The sequence below is a fragment of the Streptomyces sp. NBC_01571 genome, assembly GCF_026339875.1.
Lineage (GTDB): Bacteria > Actinomycetota > Actinomycetes > Streptomycetales > Streptomycetaceae > Streptomyces.
In genome coordinates, this window is sequence record NZ_JAPEPZ010000001.1 from 824,390 (window position 1) to 840,286 (window position 15,897).

Sequence of the window (15,897 nt, forward strand, 5' to 3'; positions counted from 1 at the left end):
CCGTACGAAGGTACGAAGCCGTACAGCAGGATGCCCGCGTTCGATCACCGAACGTTCTGGCAGACGGCCACCACGTGGGCGCGCTCGGGGCTGTCGGTTTACGTGTCGGAGTACCAGGTTCCCCGCGACGTGCCGCACACCATCGTCTGGGAGCGGGAGAAATACAACTCCCTGAACAAGGACAACAACACCCGCGTAGCCGTGGAGCGGCTGTACCGCATCGGCTGATCAACTCCGCTGGCCAGGTCCCTTGACGGGGGCCTGGCTTAGGGCGTGACCACTCCCCTATCGAGAGGGCACGATCATGCGCCACTTCAGCGGAAGTCTGAACGGCCAGGACTGGGACGGCTACGTAGTAGAGCGGCGGGAGGACCTGGGCCCGTTCCGGACCTGGGTCAGGCGCCAGGCGGAGACCCGGACCCCGGTCGCTGTCGACACGGAGACCTGCGGCCTGAAGATCTTCGCCTGGGGTCCCGGCTTCCTGCGCCTCGCCCAGTTCGGTAACGAGACGGAGGCCTGGGCCCTCACGATCGAACACGGCTCCGTATTCGCTGACGCTGCCGCCTGGGCCCTGGAGCTCCTCCCCGACATCACGGGGCACAACTGGGCAGGCTTCGATGCCCTGGTCTGTGACGAACACCTGGGCGTGCCGCTGGAGGCCACCTGCGCGAAGGCCACGGACACCCAGATCCTGGCGAAGCTGGTCGACCCGCGTCAGCAGATGGAAGGCGGGATTGGTTCCGGTCTGAAGGCGAACTCCGCTCGGTACATCGACCCTGCGGCCCCTGACACCCAGGACGGCCTGAAGGCAGTGTTCAAGTCGCTGAAGCTGAAGATCGCCGAAGGCTTCGCGAAGGTCCCCCTGGACCACCCGACGTACCTGGAGTACGGCCTCCTGGACGTCATCCTGACCAGCCGCCTGCGGCCTCGCCTGGAGGCGACGCTGGAGAAGTTGGGCGTGCCGAAGCGGCTGTCCGTTTACGAGCACCGTGTGGCCCGCATCTGTGCCCAGATGGTTCGTGCCGGCCTGGTCCTGGACGTCCCGTACGCGGAGGGCCTCCAGTCGGATCTCTCGTACGACGCGTACCACTGGGGCGAGACAGCCCAGGCCTACGGCGTGACGTCCGTGAACTCCGCCCGCCAGGTCGCCGACGCCCTTATGAGCATGGGCGAGACCCTCACGGAGAAGACGGCTTCCGGCGCCTGGAAGGTGGACAAGGCCGTACTGATGGCCCTGGCGGACCTGGACCGCGACTGGAAGCCGATCCGGTCCCGCACTCCGAACCCTCTCGCTGAAGCGGTCCTCCGCTCGAAGCGGGCGGGGAAGTGGCGCTCTGCCTACGCGGACAACTTCCTGGAGAACGTGGACGCCCGCGGCCGGATCCACCCCAACATTCAGTCCATGCAGGCGCGGACCTTCCGCATGTCGGTGACCCAGCCGGCGGTCCAGACGCTTCCCAGCTCGGACAAGATGATCCGCCGCGCGCTCCTCGCCGACGAGGGCCACGTGATGATCAGTACCGACTTCCAGGCCGTGGAACTCCGGGTCCTGGCGGCCCTGGCCGACGTGAAGCGGATGAAGCTGGCGATCGCCAACGGGGAGGACCTCCACTCCTTCACGGCGCGCCTGGTGTTCGGCGAGGGGTTCACGAGCAAGGACCGGAAGGTATCGAAGGGGATCGCCTTCGGAAAGGTGTACGGCGGTGGCGCTGCCACGGTGTCCCGCCAGACCGGCGCCCCTCTCGACGCCGTTCAGCGGGCCATGGCGAAGTACGACCAGGTCTATCCGGAGGTTGGCCGCGCGGCGAAGGACTGGCGGATAGAGGCCTTCAACAACCGCATGGTTGCCATCTCCGTGACGGGTCATCGTCTGCCGCTGGACCGGGACCGCACGTACGCGGTGACGAACTATCTCGTCCAGTCGACGGCCCGTGACTGCCTGGGCCAGGCCCTGATCCACATGGACGAAGCCGGCCTGGTCCCCTACCTGCGCCTGCCGATCCATGACGAGGTCCTGGCCAGCGTCCCGAAGGCGGAGGCGGAGGACATCGCGCGCGGCATCGCGAAGGCCATGACCTTCAGCCTGAAGGGCGTCCCGATCGAGGCCGAACCGGAGATCGGGAAGCGCTCCTGGGGCTCCCTGTACGGCGCTGACTACTGATCCTGGGGCCCTCTGGCATCGCGCCAGGGGGCCTTCGGGTGTGCTGGCGCTCGACTCGCTAGATACCGCTGCGGCCTCGCGCAGGCGCCTCAACTGGGGCGGCTACAAGATTCTCGATCAAAGGTCCCCTACACATCACGGCCACATCTTCGCCGGGTGAACACATTCCGCTCCCTCCTTCCTACGGATGACCCGCACGTTTCGCCTTCATCTCGAAGGCCAGAGCGGACTCCTGACCATGTCATCGTTGAAGAACGAAGTTGACGCGCCTCAATTGAGTCGTCTACTTTCACATCACGCTCACAAGTGGTCGGAAGCGATCAGCCGACCCGCTTGAGGCGCCTTCCTCCCTCACACCCATTTACCGGCTTCGCCATGCCGTGGCCCCGCCATGCCCTGGCCCAGCCGTGCCCGAGAGGACCTCACCGTGTCTGTCACCACCCGTCTCCAGGTCATCGGCTCCGTCATATCTGAGGAGGTCACGGACGAGACGCTGGCCGCCGCAAAGGCCGGCGACCGTGACGCCGCTGCTTCGATCCTGGCGGACCTGGAGTCCCGCTTCAGCGCGATAGCCCGTCGCACCGTGGCCCGCACTGAAGGCGACGCGTCTGACGGCCTGCGCGCCGCGTACACGGAGGACTTCCTCCAGGAGGCCCACCTGATCGCCCTGGAGTGCCTGTCCGGCTACGAGGGCGACAGCGTTGACGACTTCCGCGCCTACTCCTTCCGCTACGTGGAGCGTGAACTCCCCGCGCGTGGCCGCGACATGCTGAACGGCACGGACGATGACACGGACGGAAAGAAGCTGTTCGCCCAGATGGTCAAGCACTTCCGCGCCGCGGATGTGAACCACTCAACGCACGAAGCCGACTACGTGAACCTTGCCGAATCGGCCGTACAGGACCGGGGCCTGGTCGCCACGCTGAACGGGGGCGCGTACAAGTCCCGCGTTCGCATGTCGCCGGAGGCCGCGTATGCCGCGCGTCTGGCGTACCAGGGCATGGTCAGCATCCTCACTCCGACCGCCGGAGACGACGCTGACACGACCATTGCGGACACCCTGGTGGACGCTTCGTCCGTGGAGGCTGCGGCGGATGAGACCCAGGCCGGATACCGGCCGGTCCAGTGGGTCATCCCCGCCCGCGCGCTTGAGGAGACCCTGACCCTCCCCCGCGATGAGGAGACCCGCGCTGCCCTCCTCCTGGCCGTGGACCGCTTCCGCGCTGGCACCGTGACGGACGAGGACCTGGACCTGGTCGAGGGTCTCCCCTGCCGCTCCGCGGAGCTGGGGGCCGCCGTGGACATGCTCCGCGCCCTGCACACCCAGCGCCAGGAGGCCCCTGCCGCGTCCTCCGCGGAGACCCAGACTGCCGCTGCCCTGGGCCGTGGCTCCGTCGCCCTGAACGCCCAGCGGGCCATCCTGGAGAAAGCCACTGAGGACGCCGTGAAGCGCGCCCTGGTCCGCCGTGTCCTGGGCATGCTGTCCCCGCGTCAGGCGTACATCCTGGCCGCCTCCTTCGGCTTCATGGGCAAGTTCAAGGACGACGCCCAGGTGGCGCGTGAGATGGCGAAGGCCGGCATTGCTGAGGTCGAGGCCGCCCGCGTCCGCAAGGACCGTGACAAGGCCCGTGCTGCGTTCACGAAAAAGTGGGCGGACCTGGTCGCGAAGGCTGGTTCCGAGCGTCACGCCCTGGAGGCCGCCGCATCGAAGCAGGGCGTGTCCCTGGAGGACGCGCTGGCGGAGGACTGACCCGCAGGGGACACACTCCCCGGTCAGTCGCAGAGGGGCGGTACGGAGTGTGCGTCAGGGCCCTGTGGGTCGACGTGGCCGCCCGCCCCTCTCCCGTGTCTAGCCGCCTCAACTGGGGCGTTTACGAGAGGACTCCCCGTGTCTGACCTGGAATCCCTGGGCAATCCGGAGCACAAGTGCAGCGACGCATGCGGCCCGTACGAACCCCTCGCTGACCGTGACCTGGAGTCGCTGGAGGAGTCGGCCCACATCGACACCCTGTACGCGGAGCTGAACCTGGTCCGTGAACACGCGGCCCTGATGTTCCTGGCCCTCCAGGCGCACGCCCCGGACCTCCGCGTCCCGGTCCGCACCCTGTCCGTCCTCCTGGACCTGTCGGAGGTAGAGGCCGTCTGCCTCCTCACCTCCGAGCCCCAGACGCCGGAAGTCGTCGTCCAGCACGCGGTGAACGTCGCCGGCGAGGACGGCTACGTGGGCCAGGCCATGGCCGCAGTGTTCCGGGTCCAGATGCTCGACATGGAGGCCCTGGACGACGAGGACGAGTGACCCGCCGGCCCCTGCCCGTGACTGGGTGGGGGCCTTCGGAGTTGACGCGACTCAATTGAGTCGACTACCTTCAGCACTCCCAGCCGCCCCATCTGAGGCGCCTACCGAGAGGACCCACCCGTGAACGCCGTTCGTACCCGCCTCACCCTGGCCGCCGGCCTGGTGATCGTCGCACTGACCGCTGCCGCTTTCTGGCTCTCTTACGCGCACCTTCACGACGTGGCCGCAGCGTCGGGCCTGGGCAACTCCCCGGAACGCGCCTGGGCCTGGCCTGCAACCCTTGACCTGTTCATCGTGGCCGGAGAGATCATGATGCTGGTGGCAGCCCTGGCGAAGCGTCGGGACCCGTGGGCCATCGGCCTGACGGTTGCAGGGTCGGTCGGCTCGATCGGCCTGAACGTGTTCGGGGTCGGCGCGCACGCTCCGCTCATTCAGTACATCGTCGCCGCTGTCCCTCCGTCTGCCGCGCTCCTGGCCTTCGGCGCCCTCATGCGCCAGGTCCACCACGCGGTCGCCGGCGAGGAGGAGGCCCAGGAGGCGCCTGCCGTTAACGACACGGCGGAGCACCGCACGGACCTGGTGATCCTGGAGGGCGGCCCTGCCCTCTCCCCCGACAGCGGCCTGAAGGAGGTCCTGGACGAGGAGGACCAGACGGAGGACGCCCCGGAGCCTGACGAGGAGGAGACGGCCGTGTTCACGATCACGACGAAGCCGACCATGGCGGATATCCAGGCCGCCGTGTCCGACATCGACCGCGAGGGGACTCCGCTGTCCGGCAAGGCCCTGGCCAGCTACTTCGGTGTGAGCGACCGCTCCGGCCGTCGTTACCTCACCGACTGGAAGGCCGCCCAGGAGGCCGCTGCCTAGGCCAACTGCAACCCTCTGCAACCTTTCTGACATGACGGGTCCCTTCGGGGGCCCGTTTCTTTTTGGTCGTGTTGGTAGCAGAACCGTGACCGAAAAACAGGGCCCACACCCGTAACTCTGGCCCCGACTTGACCTACGATTTACTTGAACTTCACACGAACACCCTGGGGGGGGTTGTTACCACCATGCTGACTATCGCTCTGCATGCTTACGTGCCCATGACAACGTCGTTCGGCTGGGCCTGGGGAGCCTGGCGAGGGGAAAGCCTCCTGGCGGAGGAGCGGCTGGACTCCCTCCTGGAACTCCCTCGCGTGCTGCGGTCGTACGCAACCACCGTGTCAACGCTCCTTCGAGGGGAGGCCGCCGGGGACCGGTTCAACGTGACCGCCTTCGGCGCGCTGTCCGGCCTGGTGTACGGCCGCGACGTATGGGCCTGGGACGCCCTGTCCGGCCTGTACAGGGCCAGCGGTGAGCCCTGGGTCCCGCGCACGAAGGAGGCCCGCCAGGATGTCCCCCAGCGGGCCTCTGTCACTCTTCTGTCCGGCCGTCAGGTCACTGTGCCGCACGCCTCCGTGCGTCCTGTCGCCGCGTAACCTCCGCAGCCGCGAGGTCCAACTCCCTCTCCAGGCGACGCCCCAGGATGGACTTTCTGAGACTCCTGGCCTCCTCGCACGACGACTTCCCGTGCATGCATTCGCCGCACGCCTGGAAGTGGCCCCTGTACCGCTGGCAGGCGCACTCCAGACAGAAATTGATGTTGTACCCCGGTCCGCTGCCTGCCTCCTCGAAGCTGACCAGGACCGGATAGATCGTCAGGCCCCCGCACCTGTAACACGGGACCACCGGACGGGTAGTGTCTTCCACGGCTGCACTCCTCGCAGTGTCGGCCACGGCCTCCGACTGGACCTACTCCGGTCGGGGGCCTCTTTGCGTCCCCCAGCCTACGCGCAGGGTGCACAGTGTGCACAGTGCCCACAGTGTGCTGGTCAACGCGCGGAGCGCACGCCGTGCCCAGAGACTCGAAGCATGGAGATCCAGTACGAGTACGCCCGGATCGCGGACGACCTGGCCCGACAGATCGAGGCTGGCGAGATCCCTGCCGGCGGACGACTCCCGAATGAGCGGGACCTGGCCGACGTCTATCACGTCTCCGCTGGCACGATCCGGCGGGCGGTACAGGAGCTGCGGGAGCGCGGCCTGGTCGCCACCCTGCCCGCTAAGGGGACGTACGTCCTGGCGCGGGACTGACCCCACAACACAAAAGCCCTGGTCGTCACCAGGGCCTAATGTGCGTCTGGGGGGACTTTGGATCCGACGATCGTCCAGCACCACGGGTTCGCGGCACCGAACAAGCCGGGGGTGAAGTTCCACGACCTGCTGGTCGTCTCGCTGGGCGGCAACGGGCAGTACGAGCGGGTCGTCAACGACACCGGGTCACCCACCTCGGGAACCTCCACCGTACCGTCCACGGTGGTCTCCTACCCCTGACCGTGCCCCCGGGGGCCCGCTCTCAGCAGGAGGTGAGGCTCCCGAGGTCGACCGCGTCGGCCATCGCCTGCATCCCCTTGTCGTTGGGGTGCAGGTGATCGCCGCCGTCGAAGAACGGCAGGATGCGCTGCGGGTCGTAGGGACTGCGGGTGATCCGGTCGAAGTCCGTCACGGCGTCGAGCGCGCCGCTGGTCCTGATCCACTCGTTGACGCCCTGACGCACCGCCTCGGACGCGGCGTCGTACTCGGACCAGTCCTTGAACGGCATGACGGTCGCTCCGACGACGCATTTGCCGGCCGCGTGCGCCCGGTCGATGATCTGCCGGTAGCCGGCGATCATGTCGTCCACCGTGACGCCGGTGTGGGCCTTGATGTCGTTGATCCCTTCGAACAGGAACACCGTCCGCACCCCGGGCTGGGAGAGCACATCACGGTCCAGCCGGTTCAGCGCGGCCTGTCCGGCACCGTCCGCGAGCACCTTGTTGCCCGAGATTCCCTCGTTCGCCACTCCCTTCACGGGGATGCCGGGCGCTGCCTGCAGCCGCTGGGCGAGATAGTCGGGCCAGCGGCGGTTGCCGTCCGTGGTCGACGCCCATCCGTCGGTGATGGAGTCACCGAGGGTCACCACCGAGCCGACCGCCTTGGGCGTCTCCACGTCGACGGCGTCCAGCCAGTACCAGGAGCCCATCGGATCGGTCCAGTTGGCCGCGCCCTCCTCGGCGGCGTGGTCGCCCGCGGTCGCGTAGTTGGTCTGCATGGCCATGCCGTGACCGGTCGTCGGTCCCTCGGCGCCCGTCACGTACAGGCTGATCACCAGATCGCTCCGGGCGGCCAGCTTGCCGGGCAGCGGATCGCTCAGCACCACCTGTCCGGCCGGGACGGTCACGGACGGGGCTCCGCCGTTGAAGGAGAGCCGCCGGTTGGAGCCGTGGACCAGTTCCGCACCTTGCTTGCGCAGTCCGGCGTACGCGCTCGCGAAGGTCACCGGGTGCTCGCCGAAGGCGTTGGACAGCCGGATCCGCAGGTCGGTGCCTCCGACGCTGGTGCGCACGATCAGGCGGTAGCTGCGGTCGGCGGGCCCGGCGCCCTGCCGGTCGGCGCTGGCACCCCAGGTGACGACGGAGTGCCTGCCCTTGGCGGCGGCCGGGTTCGCCACCGCTGTCGGGACCTGGGCCCGCGGCTGGGCCGCCTGCTGCGCCTGCGCCGTCGACGAAGCGGTCAGGGGCCCGCACAGGGCCAGGACCAGGGCAGAGAAGACGCCCACCGCGCGGCGGCGGTACGAGGCGGCGCTCATCCGAGGTTCCGCAGCGTGACGGACTCACCGGGCGTGAGCGTGATCTTCCGTGCGGTGCCGCCCGCGACGACCGTGGTGGCACGGCCGCCGACGCTCTTCAGTGTCACCCGGGTGACCTTGCCGTTCTTCCAGCCGAGGTCGGCGACGAAGCCGCCGCGGACGCCCACGCCGGTCACCGAGCCGGATGCCGACCACGCGGCGGGCAGCGCGGGCAGCAGTTCGACGTGGCCGGGGCGCGAGTAGACCAGCATCTCCACCATCGCGGCCGGGGTGCCGAAGTTCGCCTCGATCTGGAAGATGCCGCGGCCCTGCTCGACCTCGTAGATGTCGAAGAGGTTCATGGCGCTGCCGTTGCTCCCGTCCGACGACGGCTTGAGGTTGTTGACGACGAGCTGGTAGGCCTTCTCCGCGTCCTTGAGCCGCGCCCAGCACAGACTGCGCCAGGCGTTGGCCCAGCCGAAGCTGTTCATCCCGCGCGCGGTGAGCAGGGCGGTGGCGCCGGCGACGATGTCCTTCGGCGTGGAGTCGTCCGGACGGATCCGGTCGCCGGGGAAGAGCCCGATGAGCGGGGAGAGGTGCCGGTGCGTGGTCTCGCCGAGGTTGTCGGGCGACATCCACTCCTCCAGCCAGCCGGTCTTGGGACTGACCACGGGCAGGTACAGGCGCTTGCGGAGGCCGTCGACGGTCCTGCTGTAGGCGGCGTCCCTGGCGAGTACCTCGGTCGCGGTGCGGAAGTTGCCGAAGAGGTTCCACACGAGTTCCTGGGCGTATGTGATGCCCTTGGCGTCCAGCGGACCCTGCTCGGGCGACCAGTCGCTGTCGGCGACCAGTACCTCACGCGAAGCGCCGGACGCGTCGGTGACGGTCGTGGGGACGAGACGCGCCTCCCAGAACTCCACGGCGCCCTTGAGGAGCGGGTAGATCTTCTTCAGGTAGGTACGGTCCTGAGTATACTCGTAGTGCTCGAACAGGCTCTGGCAGAGCCAGGCGTTGCCCGCCGGGTGCCACCACCAGCCGCCCCCGCCGTACGGGTTGGTGGAGATCGCCACGGTCCACCCGGCGATCTTCCCGCTGGAGTTCCGGTAGCGGTTGGACGGGTCGTTGAACAGCCGCTGGGTGACGTCCGTCCAGGAGGACAGCTGCGCGAGGCAGTAGTCCGTGAGGGCGTCGAAGCAGTCGGACAGTCCCGCCCGGTCGGCCATCCAGTAGTTCATCTGGATGTTGATGTCGGTGTGGTAGTCGGCCATCCAGTCCGGGTCGTTGCCGTCCAGCCAGGGACCCTGAAGGCCCATCGGCAGGCTGCCCCGCGACCCGGAGATCATCAGATAGCGGCCGAACTGCAGGTAGGCGGCCTCCAGTTCCGGGTCCGGGATGTCGTCGCGGTGACGTGCCTGTATCCGGCCCCAGGTGTCCAGTTCACGCTGCGCGGCGGACGACGTACCCAGGTTGATGTCCAGCTGTCCGAACACGCCCCGGAAGTCGGCGACATGGGTGTGCAGCAGGGTGCTTGCCGAGTGACCCGCCGCGTTCAGGACCTTGGTCCTGGCGAGACGTTCCGGGGCCAGGGACGGGTCGCGGAACTTCTTCGCCGCGTCGGGCGCGTAGTTGGTGCCGCCGCTGACGACGACCGTGAGGTCCTTGCAGCCGTCGAAGGCGATCGACGTACCGTCGACGCGGACCCGGCCCGTGCTGCTGTACGCGGTGACGGCGGCGCCGTACTCGAGGCCGTTGGCGAGGGAGGCGCCGAACGACGCGTAACGTCCGGCGCTGTTGGCGGTGGTGGACTCGCCATGGGTGCCGGCGAGGGTGACGGTGCCGGTGTAGGACCCGCCGCCCCGCTGGGAGAAGTACAGGACGACGGCGTCGTCGGGGCGGCTGGCGAAGATCTCCCGCCGGTAGGTCACGCCCGCGACGTCGTACGAGGTGGTGACCAGGCCCTGGGCCAGGTCGAGGGTGCGGCGGTAGTTGTCGACGCCACCCAGGTCGTGGTCCGGGATGGCGACGTCGAGCCTGGCCAGCAGGGTGAGGGAGCCGAAGTCGTCGCGCCCGTAGGGGAACTGGCCGTCGCTCTGCAGCTTGTCGTTGAGATGCCCGGTCCACAGGGTGGCGTCGGTGATCATCACGAGTTCGTCGGCGGGGTCGTTGCTCACGAGCGCCCCGAGGCGTCCGTTCCCCACTGGCAGCCCCTGCTCGATCATCGAGTGGGCGGAGCCGGGAGCCTGCCACCACAGCTGGTTCCGCGCGGCGTCGGCCGGGGACAGCAGAGGTGACTCGGTGGGACGCCCGGGTGCCGCCGAGGCGGTGAAGGCGGGCAGAGCTCCGAGGGCGGTGACCGCGCCGGCGGCGGCGGCGAGGGCGAGAAAGCCCCTGCGACTGGGCGTGTTGTCGCGGGGTTCGGTGTGCTGGATGTCCACGGTGGTGCACTCCATATCCGAGAACGGCTCGTGCGGGAACGGCTCGTGCGGGAACGGCCCGTGCGGGAACGACGGCTGCGGACCGTCGGCGTCGGGCTGGTCCCCGCGGGGCCCGGGACGTGTCACCGGGCCCCGCGGGAAGCCGGTCAGGCGGACTGCGGAACGACGATCCTGTCGATGTCGGGTGCGTATCCGCTGCCGCTGTCGAAGGTGATGGTGTTGGACCCCGCCTTGAGCGCCAACTGCAGGCTGACGGTCTCGGCCGTACCCCAGTCACCCGTGGACGGGAACTTCAGACTGGTGCCGTTGCCGCTGTTGGAGAGGACGGTCACCGAGCGGGGGTCGCCGCTCACGTAGGCCACCTTGACGGTGTAGATCCCGTCCTTCTTCACCATGACGTCGTTGATCCGCAGCTTGCCGCCGGTGTACAGGTTGCCGACCTTCTTGCCGCCGGAGCAGGCGTCGCACCCGGCGACGGAGGCGTTGCCCGACAGGGTGTTGGCGGTCGCCTCGGCCTCGTAGCTCGTGGTCGTGAGCGCGCTGCCGGCGGGCTCGACGGTGAACAGCCGCGAGCCGTGTGCCGGAAGCGCCTCGGTGATCCTGTTCTTGTGGGTCCCGAGGTTCGCCTTGTTCCACAGGTCGCGTACGGAGGCGTTGCCGGTGAAACCGAAGGACGCCCAGTCGGCGGTGACGGAGGCCGGCGAGTCGCCGAGGTTGAACAGGGCGACGGTGTAGCTGCCGTCGGGGTTCTTGGTGCCCCAGACCTGCTGGTCGCCGACCGGGGTGACCGGACGCGCGACGGGCGAGTCGTTCTGGTCGACGGCGATGACCTCCTTGTTGGTCAGCAGGGAGACGCCGTAGCTGTCCAGCTTGGTGATGTCGTCACCAGTGAACAGCGGCGACTTGTTGATGGCCCACAGCGTCATGTAGCTCTGCCGCTCGGCCTTGGTGAGGCCGTCCATCTCGCCGTTGCCGACGTCGATGGCGTCCAGGTCGTTCCAGCCGCCCGGGGCCGCCTTGCGGCTCCACGCCGGTGCGTCGTCCCACCGGTCGTTGACCGAGTTCTCCCAGGTGACCAGGGTGTTGCAGTAGCACTCGACGTCGGTGTCGATGCGCCAGCCGTTGGAGTACTGCTTCCAGTCGGCGGCGTGGCCTATGTCGAGCGACCAGGAGAGTTCGAGGTGGATCGGGCGCCCGGCGGTGGCGATGGCCTTCTGCCAGGCGGCGACGTCGGCGACGTTGTTGTAGTTGTCACCGGACTTGAACGAGCCCGGGCCGACACCGTCCAGCTTGAGGAAGTCGTAGCCCCAGTCGGCGAACTGCTGTGCCTGCGAGTCGATGTACTTCTGCGCGCACGGGTTGTCGAAGTCCAGCTTGTAGGCGTTGTCCCAGCCGTTGGTGGTGCGCAGGTCCGGGTAGACGACGTCGGCGGTCGTGCAGCCCGGGGCGTTCCAGACCGGCACCTTGCCGTCGCCGTAGGCCCCCTTCTCCAGACCGACGGGCAGGTAGATGCCGGCCTTGAGGCCCTTGGAGTGGATGTGGTCGGCGACCGACTTCATGCCGTGCGGGAAGCGGACGGGGTCGGGGGTCTGGCGGCCGTACTGGTCGAAGCCGGTCTTCCAGCTCTTGTCCATCCACCAGCCGGCGTCGATGTTGACGTGGTCGTAGCCGTACTTCTTGAGCTTGGCGGCGAGGGCGTCCGTCTGCTTCAGGACGTTCGCCTCGGTGAGGTAGCTGTAGTCGCCGTCCGGGTTGAGTCCCGGGTACTTCGACGACTGCATGCTCCAACTCGACCAGCCCATATACGGCTTGGCGGCCACGGCGGGGGCGGCGTCGGCGGGAGCGCTACCGGCGGCTGCCGGGCCGGCGTGCGCGGCCGGGGCGGTGGTCGCGATGCCCGCGGTGAGGGCGAGGACGACCAGGGCTCTCAGGGCGCGGGTGGGCAGGACGGGGTACGAGGGTGACCGCATGGGTCGTGCCTCCTGGGAGTGGGTTCAGGGTGGGGCGGCTCAGCCCTTGCCCGAGCCGATGGTGAGTCCGCTGATGAACTGGCGCTGGAGCGCGAAGTACACCAGCAGCGTGGGGATCGCGGTCATCAGGGCGCCGGCCGCGATGAGGTTGGGATTGGTGAAGTACTGGCCCTGCAGGTTGGCCAGGGCGGACGTGACGGGGCGCTTGTCGCCGGTCTCGATCAGCGCGAGCGGCCAGAAGAAGTCGTTGTAGATCCAGATCGATTCGAGGGTCGCCAGGGCCGCGAACGCGGGGCGGCACAAGGGCAGGACGATCTGGAAGAACTGTCGCCAGACCGGGGCGCCGTCCACGAGCGCCGCCTCGGAGATCTCCTTGGGGATCGTCTTCATGTAGTTGCTGAGGACGAAGGTGCAGAACCCCGACTGGTAGGCGATGTGAATGGCGATGATGCCCCACACCGAGTTGTAGAGCAGCAGTGAGTCACTCATCCACTGCGGCAGTGGGACCAGGAGGTAGAGGCGGTACAGCGGGGTGATGAGAACCTGCGCCGGGAGCAGGTTGCCCGCCGTGAACAGCATCAGCAGGACGATGTTCCAGCGGAAGTCGAAGCGGGAGACGAAGAAGGCGACCGCCGCAGAGAACAGCAGTGTGCCCAGGACCGCGGGGACGGTGATGAGGACGGAGTTCCAGAAGAAGTGCGGCATCCCGGACTGCTGCCAGGCGTCCGTGAAGTTTCCGAGGCTCAGGCTGCGCGGCCAGGACAGATAGCCGTGCTTCGCGGTGTCCGAGTAGGGCCGCAGCGAGGTGTAGACGGCCCAGAGCAGCGGGACGAGCCAGAGCAGGGCGATGCCGGCGAGCATCACGTGGCGGCCGGTCTGACGGCGGGGCCCCTTGCCGGTCCGCGGCGGCTCGTGCCGGGCCGTGGTCCCAGCGCCCGGCCGCGTCATGGTCGTGGTCACTGGTCCTCCTTGCGGAAGGTCTGGACGAGGAAGGTCCCGATGGCGGCGAGGGAGACCAGGAGCAGCACGACCGCGAGGGCGGAGCCGTAACCGATGTGGCTGGACTCACCGATGATGTTGTCGGTGATGAGCAGGGAGAGCAGTTCCATGCCGGGTTTGCTGCCGACGCCGCCGCCGAGGACGTAGACGATGTCGAAGGCCCGCAGGGACTCCATGACCGTGACGACCAGGATGATGATGTTGACCGGTTTCATGGCGGGGAACACCACCCGCAGGAAGGTCTGACGGCCGTTGGCGCCGTCGAGTGCTGCGGCCTCCTTGAGCGCCGGGTCGAAGCCCTTCAGGCCGGCCAGGTAGAGGATCATGATGTAGCCGGTGTGCCGCCAGCCCGAGGCGACGAGGACGGCCCACAGGTTGAGGTCGGCGTTGCCGAGCCAGTCGATGTGGTGACTCGAACCGGCCGCGCTCAGAAGGCCGTTCAGGAGTCCGGTGTCCGGGTTGTAGATGATCTCCCAGATGAAGCCGACGACGGCCAGGGAGAGGACCATCGGCAGGAAGATCGCGGTCTGGTAGATCCTGGTGAAACGGATCTTCCGGTCGAGCTGGTAGGCGAGGAAGATGCCGAACGGTGTCGGCAGCAGGGCCGTGAACAGCAGCCAGATGACGTTGTGCCGCACCGCGGGCCAGAACGGCGGGTAGTTGGTGAAGATCTGCTGGTAGTTGTCCAGGCCGATCCAGTGGATGTCGGCGAGGTCGATGCCGTCCCAGGTGGTGAAGGACAGCCCCAGGGAGGCCAGCGCGGGCAGCCAGACGAAGAAGAGCAGGGCGGCGAGCGGGATGCCGATGGCGACGGTCAGGAAGAGCCGGTCGCCGGGGCCGAGACGGCGAGGACGCGTGGGGCGACGCGTGCGGGGACGTGGCGGCACGTCGGGCGTGACGGGTGCCGCGGGCGCGACGGGGGTGGAGGACACGGTGCGGGAGACCTTTCCGGTCCTGGTCAGGCCGTGAAGAATCGCGAGCGCTGGGATTCGATCTTCTTCAGCATTCCCGAGCCGTCGTCGGGGTGGCCGAGCCACTGCGTCAGGCCGGGGAGCACGACGGTGGAGATGAATCCGGGGTCGCTGTCGCGGTCCGCGAACTGGCTGATGTGCTTGGCGGAGGCGATGAGTTCCGCGGACTTCTTCTGGAGCGCGTTGTACGAGCCGGTGTTCGCCTGCTCGTTGACGGCGAGGTTGCTCGGGTCGACACCCATGTACAGCTCCTCGGCGTGGGCACCCCCGAGGAACTCCAGGAACTTCTTGGCGCCGTCCGCGTTCTTGGGCCTGCGGCTGAGCATGAAGCCGTCGGTGGGGGCCTCGACGGCGTCCTGGCCGTGGGCGGAGTCGATCTCGGGGAAGGGGAAGAAGTCGATGTCGGCGCGGATCGCCTCGTCGGTGATCTGCTGGCCGAGGAAGAGCCCGATGACGGCCATGCCCGACTTCTTGTCGAGCAGCGACTGTGCGGCGTCCTGCCAGGAGCGGCCGCCCGCGCCCTGCTGGTAGTAGGGCGTGAGTTCGCGCCAGTGGTCGAGGGTGGCGACGGCACGCGGGTCGGTCCAGGAGACCTTGCCGCGCATCAGCGACATGTGGAAGTCGTAGCCGTTGGTGCGCAGGTTCAGGTAGTCGAAGGCGCCGAGGATGCTCCAGCTGTCGCCGCCGCCGTATCCGGAGGCGATCGGGGACAGGCCGTCCCGCTTCATGCGCTTGGCGAGCGCGACGAACTCGCTCCACTTCTGCGGGACTTGGTAGCCGCGTTCCTTGAAGAGGCTCTTGCGGTAGAAGACCGCCCACGGGTAGTTGTACAGCGGAACGAAGTAGTACTTCCCGTCCTCGCCGCGGGAGAGCTGCTTGGTCGCGTCGCTGAAGCCGGCGCCTATCTTGTCCCACACGTCGTCGAGCGGCGTGCAGAGCTTCTTCTTGGCGAAGTACTGCATGCGGTATCCGGCGAACCACGTGAAGACGTCGTCCGGGGTGCCCTGCAGATAGGTGGAGATGCTCTTCTGGAAGGTGTCGTGGTCGACGGTGTTCGTCTTCACCGTCAGGCCGCTGTCCTTGCCGAACGCCTTGGTCAGGGCGGCGTAGGCGGACTTGGGGGTGGCGTCGGCGCCGTTGGAGCCGAAGGTGACCGTCTTCGGGTCGGCCCCCGCTCCCTCGCCGCACGCGGTCAGTACGGGCGCGGCCAGTGCGGCGGCGCCGAGTCCGAACAGCCCGCCGACTACTCTGCGCCGGCCGGGGTCACGCGCAGCCAGGGGATTGCGGCTCTGCTGCGTCATCGTCGCTCCTCATGCGTGTCAGTACGTGGTTGATCTTCGGTGCGTGTCTGCGATCGAACGGTCGGGGCCTGATGCGATTTCGTGGCCGATGCGGGTGCGTGGTCGGTGCGGGTGCGTGGCTGATGCGGGGGACGGC

General features: G+C 68.1%; 13 protein-coding genes and 1 pseudogene. 8 read left to right on the plus strand and 6 right to left on the minus strand.

Translation table 11 applies throughout. The features are described 5' to 3' along the window. Positions 1 to 30: 30 nt before the first annotated feature. The 8 genes and pseudogenes from OHB41_RS03755 to OHB41_RS03790 form a co-directional block, all read left to right on the plus strand. Positions 31 to 228 (plus strand): hypothetical protein, encoded by a 198-nt coding sequence (locus OHB41_RS03755; protein WP_266696513.1) that lies wholly within the window; start codon positions 31 to 33, stop codon positions 226 to 228. A 76-nt stretch (positions 229 to 304) separates the two neighbouring features. After that, positions 305 to 2,161: a DNA polymerase gene (locus tag OHB41_RS03760; protein WP_266696514.1), complete on the plus strand. Its 1,857-nt coding sequence runs from the start codon at positions 305 to 307 to the stop codon at positions 2,159 to 2,161. A gap of 427 nt (positions 2,162 to 2,588) precedes the next feature. Next, complete coding sequence (locus tag OHB41_RS03765) at positions 2,589 to 3,911, plus strand: hypothetical protein (RefSeq protein ID WP_266696515.1); 1,323 nt, start codon at positions 2,589 to 2,591, stop codon at positions 3,909 to 3,911. 138 nt (positions 3,912 to 4,049) lie between these two features. Next, complete coding sequence (locus OHB41_RS03770) at positions 4,050 to 4,457, plus strand: hypothetical protein (RefSeq protein WP_266696516.1); 408 nt, start codon at positions 4,050 to 4,052, stop codon at positions 4,455 to 4,457. Positions 4,458 to 4,577: 120 nt separating this feature from the next. Next, the gene (locus tag OHB41_RS03775; protein WP_266696517.1) at positions 4,578 to 5,324 is read left to right on the plus strand and encodes a DUF2637 domain-containing protein; all 747 of its coding nucleotides are present in this window, start codon (positions 4,578 to 4,580) and stop codon (positions 5,322 to 5,324) included. A gap of 218 nt (positions 5,325 to 5,542) precedes the next feature. Then, entirely contained in the window at positions 5,543 to 5,917 is a 375-nt protein-coding gene (locus OHB41_RS03780) for a hypothetical protein (protein WP_266696518.1), read from the plus strand. Between the two features lie 433 nt (positions 5,918 to 6,350). Then, positions 6,351 to 6,572, plus strand: coding sequence for a winged helix-turn-helix domain-containing protein (locus OHB41_RS03785; protein WP_266696519.1), 222 nt, complete (start codon positions 6,351 to 6,353; stop codon positions 6,570 to 6,572). Between the two features lie 57 nt (positions 6,573 to 6,629). Beyond that, positions 6,630 to 6,812 (plus strand): annotated as a pseudogene (locus OHB41_RS03790) (coagulation factor 5/8 type domain-containing protein); the annotation flags it as partial. A gap of 22 nt (positions 6,813 to 6,834) precedes the next feature. Here OHB41_RS03790 and OHB41_RS03795 read toward each other — a convergent pair. The 6 genes from OHB41_RS03795 to OHB41_RS03820 form a co-directional block, all read right to left on the minus strand. Next, positions 6,835 to 8,106: an SGNH/GDSL hydrolase family protein gene (locus tag OHB41_RS03795; RefSeq protein WP_266696521.1), complete on the minus strand. Its 1,272-nt coding sequence runs from the start codon at positions 8,104 to 8,106 to the stop codon at positions 6,835 to 6,837. Continuing rightward, positions 8,103 to 10,520 carry a glycosyl hydrolase family 95 catalytic domain-containing protein gene (locus OHB41_RS03800; RefSeq protein ID WP_266696522.1) on the minus strand — a complete coding sequence of 806 codons (2,418 nt, stop codon included), beginning with the start codon at positions 10,518 to 10,520 and terminating at the stop codon, positions 8,103 to 8,105. The genes OHB41_RS03795 and OHB41_RS03800 overlap by 4 nt, the downstream gene beginning before the upstream one ends. Before the next feature lie 146 nt (positions 10,521 to 10,666). Continuing rightward, on the minus strand, positions 10,667 to 12,490 hold the full coding sequence (locus tag OHB41_RS03805) for an alpha-galactosidase D (RefSeq protein ID WP_266696523.1): 1,824 nt from the start codon (positions 12,488 to 12,490) through the stop codon (positions 10,667 to 10,669). Between the two features lie 39 nt (positions 12,491 to 12,529). After that, the gene (locus tag OHB41_RS03810; RefSeq protein WP_381329580.1) at positions 12,530 to 13,438 is read right to left on the minus strand and encodes a carbohydrate ABC transporter permease; all 909 of its coding nucleotides are present in this window, start codon (positions 13,436 to 13,438) and stop codon (positions 12,530 to 12,532) included. 8 nt (positions 13,439 to 13,446) lie between these two features. Further along, positions 13,447 to 14,421: a carbohydrate ABC transporter permease gene (locus OHB41_RS03815; RefSeq protein ID WP_266696524.1), complete on the minus strand. Its 975-nt coding sequence runs from the start codon at positions 14,419 to 14,421 to the stop codon at positions 13,447 to 13,449. A gap of 26 nt (positions 14,422 to 14,447) precedes the next feature. Continuing rightward, the gene (locus OHB41_RS03820; protein ID WP_266696525.1) at positions 14,448 to 15,761 is read right to left on the minus strand and encodes an ABC transporter substrate-binding protein; all 1,314 of its coding nucleotides are present in this window, start codon (positions 15,759 to 15,761) and stop codon (positions 14,448 to 14,450) included. Between the last annotated feature and the right edge of the window lie 136 nt (positions 15,762 to 15,897).